4 protein-coding genes are annotated in these 3,468 nt (G+C 71.7%); all 4 read left to right on the top strand.

The window, feature by feature from the left end; translation table 11 throughout:
- The first annotated feature begins 111 nt into the window (after positions 1-111).
- Complete coding sequence (locus LOY02_RS03260; protein ID WP_317180895.1) at positions 112-465, top strand: antitoxin; 354 nt, start codon at positions 112-114, stop codon at positions 463-465.
- A gap of 254 nt (positions 466-719) precedes the next feature.
- Positions 720-1,658, top strand: a complete 939-nt coding sequence (locus LOY02_RS03255; RefSeq protein ID WP_317180894.1) for a serine/threonine-protein kinase — start codon at positions 720-722, stop codon at positions 1,656-1,658.
- A 120-nt stretch (positions 1,659-1,778) separates the two neighbouring features.
- Positions 1,779-2,822 (top strand): 1-phosphofructokinase family hexose kinase, encoded by a 1,044-nt coding sequence (locus tag LOY02_RS03250; RefSeq protein WP_317180893.1) that lies wholly within the window; start codon positions 1,779-1,781, stop codon positions 2,820-2,822.
- On the top strand, positions 2,819-3,468 hold a 650-nt coding region (gene surE, locus LOY02_RS03245), incomplete at its 3' end, for a 5'/3'-nucleotidase SurE (RefSeq protein ID WP_317180892.1). The genes LOY02_RS03250 and surE, both read left to right, overlap by 4 nt.

Raw genomic sequence — 3,468 nt, 5'->3', positions numbered from 1 at the left:
TCGCGGGCGCCCGGTCCCGCCGACATCGGGAACGTCGCACGCCGCCCCGCCGTTGCACTCACAGGCAGCGCGCCACAGGCAGTATCGCGCCACAGGGGTAAGGAGACCACGGTGACGTTCAGCGAGCAGATGAAGCAGAAGGCGGACGAGGTCAACCTGTCCGGCAAGGCCAAGGACCTCGGCGACGCCCTGGTCGAGGTCGCGAAGGCGGCCATGGGTCTCGCAGCCGGCTACGCCTCCGAGAACCGCGAGAAGGTCGACGGGATGCTCGACAAGGCCGTCCGGACGATCGACGAGCAGACCGGGGGCAAGCACGCGGAGACCGTGACGAAGGTCCGGGCCCAGGTCGACAGGGGCATCGACAAGCTCGTCGAGCAGAAGCCGGCGTCGGACACCGCCACGACCGTGCCCGATGACACGCACTCGGCCTTCGACGACGACGCGCCCGCCGGCTCGCCCTCGTAGGGTCACGCGCGCCTCCCGAGCGCCGCTGCGCAATCGTTGCGGGGCCAAAGTCCGCAATTCGGTCGGGCGCGGGTAGGTTGGGTTCCTGCGAGGTGGGTACACGTCGGGGGCCGGGTCCCCATCTCCGCACTCCGCAAACCCCAGCGCCACGGGCGGACCACCCGAGGCGTTCGCGTATCATTACCGCTGACGAAGGCCCCTGAGATGTCACACGACGCGCACCTTCCGTCCGAAAGGCCATGGGTGCCCGTGTCATGAACCGACTCCACGAGGGATTCGTCCTCGGCGACCGCTACCGCTTGGAGCAGCGGATCGCCTCCGGGGGGATGGCCGACGTCTGGGCCGGTAGCGACGACGTGCTGAAGCGGCCCGTCGCGATCAAGGTGATGCGGCCCGACTCCGAGCACGAGAAGCTCTTCGCGCTCCGTTTCCGTGACGAAGCGGTCCACTCCGCCGGTCTCAACCACAACAACATCGCCACCGTCTTCGACTACGGCGAGGACGACGGTCTTGCCTACCTCGTGATGGAGCTCGTCGCCGGAGAGCCCCTCTCGACGATCCTCCGCGAGCGCGGCCCTCTCCCTCCGGCCGAGGTCCGGTCCATCCTCGGGCAGGCAGCCCTGGCCCTCGCCGTCGCGCACGAGTCCCGGGTCATCCACCGCGACGTCAAGCCCGCCAACATCCTCGTGCGGCCCGACGGCGTCGTGAAGCTCACCGATTTCGGGATCGCCCGTGCGCTCGACGCGTCGGGCCACACCCAGCACGGAGAGATGCTCGGCACCCCGAACTACATCAGCCCGGAACAGGCGATGGGTCAGCCCGCCACGGGCTCGAGCGACCTCTACGCGCTCGGGGTCGTCGGCCACGAGATGCTCTCCGGCTCCCGCCCCTTCGACCGGGGTACCCCGATCGCCACGGCGCTCAGCCACGTCAATGAGCCGCCCCCGCCGCTGCCCGACGACGTCCCCGAGGACCTGTCCCAGGTCATCAACGACTGCCTCCAGAAGGACCCGGCGGACCGTCCACCCAACGCCGCGGCGGTCGCCGTCCGCCTCGGCCTCGGCGACCAGGAGGTCGCAGGGCTCGCCCTCGGTCTCGCCCAGGCGCTCGGCGCCCCCGACGAGGCGCTCGATGCGGCCCTCGACGGCACCGACCTGCCGACCCAGGGCATGCCCTCCCCCGCTGACCACTGACCCGTTCACCGGGTCCGCCACACGCACGTAGCTGCCGTATGCCGCTGAGCCGGCTCAGCGGCATACGGCGGCTTCCTGCCTGTGACGTTTGGGCTGCGTCCGATCGGGCACGCGCCAAGCGTGACCACGCGCGCCACGACTGGGCGGCCCCGCGTCGCCGTCTTCGACCCGACCCCAGTGCTGACGATCGTCGTCGAGTCCCTGGACGGGAAGCCGGACGTCCACCTCCACGCCGGAGGGCAGGGGGTGTGGGTCGCCCGCATGCTCGTCGAGCTCGACATCGACGCGATGCTGTGCGCCCCGATCGGTGGAGAGACCGGCGTCGTGCTGGCTGGACTTGCTCGCGACGAGGGCATCGAGCTGCGCTCCGTGGACAGCCCGGGATCCTGCGGGGCCTACATCAACGACCGGCGCTCCGGGAAGCGGGAGGAGTGGGTGGCGATGCCGCCGACACCGCTCGGTCGCCACGTCCTCGACGAGCTGTATGGCCTGTTCATCGGGGAGAGCACCGGGGCGAGCGTGGCGGTCCTCACCGGGCCACGGGAGGCCGGCGCCCTGCCCGCGGACACCTACCGCCGCCTCGCCGGGGACTGCCGCGAGCTCGGCACCGCCGTCGTCGCCGACCTCGCCGGCGAGGCCCTCACGTCCGCGCTCGCCGGGGGCGTCACCGTGCTCAAGGTGAGCGAGGACGAGCTGCGCGCCCACGGTCGACTCGCCGACGCCGCCACTGCCGGCGACTCGGTCGCTGCGGCGCGACGCCTGCGAGACGACGGTGCGGACCACGTCGTCGTCTCCCGGGGCAGCGAGGCCGCCATCGTGCTCATCGACGACGAGGTGCGCTGGGCCCACGGTCCACAGCTCAGCCCAGCCGACCACCGCGGCGCCGGGGACTCGATGACAGCCGGCATGGCCGCCGGTCTCGCGCGCGGCCTGCCCCTGGACGAGGCGGTCCGCATCGGCGTCGCCGCCGGTGCCGTGACGGTGAGTCGCCATGGCCTCGCGACCGGAGACAGGCGCTCGATCGACAGCCTCGTCTCCGCTGTCACGCTGCAGGAGGGACCGGCCCCGCCCGAGCCCCCGACCATCCCTGCGAAGGACGACGGGGCCGCGAACGCCGAAGGCACCGATCAGAAGGGGGAGACGCGACGATGCGGGCACTCGTGACCAATGACGACGGGGTGCACAGCCAAGGCCTCCACGCCCTCGCCGAGGTGGCCGTCCATGCCGGGCTGGAGGTCACCATCGCCGCCCCTCACGAGGAGCGCAGCGGGGCGAGCGCGTCCCTGACTGCTCTCGAGGAGGACGGACGCCTCGTCATCCACGAGTCGGAACCCCGGATCGACGGTGTCGAGCGCGTCCTCGGCGTCGAGGCGAGCCCCGCCTTCATCGTCATGGCAGCCCTGGCCGGGGCGTTCGGACCAGCGCCCGGACTCATCCTCTCGGGCATCAACCACGGGCCGAACACCGGCCATGCGGTCCTGCACTCCGGCACCGTGGGCGCCGCGCTGACGGGCGCGACCCTCTCCTGTCCCGGCCTCGCGTTCTCGCTCGCGGCGTCCCGTCCGACCCAGTTCGGCACGGCAGCCGGCGTCGCCTCCCAGGTCGTCTCCTGGGTGCTCGAGCGCGAGGTGCCGACGGACCTCGTGCTCAACGTCAACATTCCCGACGTCCCCCTCGACGAGCTGCGCGGGTTGCGCCAGGCCGCACTCGCCGAGTTCGGCGCGGTCCAGGCCGAGGTCGGCGAGACCGGGGAGGGCTTCTCGACCATCACGTTCTCGCAGATCGACGCGGAGTACGAGGCCGACACCGA

Origin of the sequence: Intrasporangium sp. (genome assembly GCF_032907665.1) — a bacterium.
GTDB lineage: Bacteria > Actinomycetota > Actinomycetes > Actinomycetales > Dermatophilaceae > Intrasporangium.
This window is presented reverse-complemented; position numbering and strand designations above follow the sequence as displayed.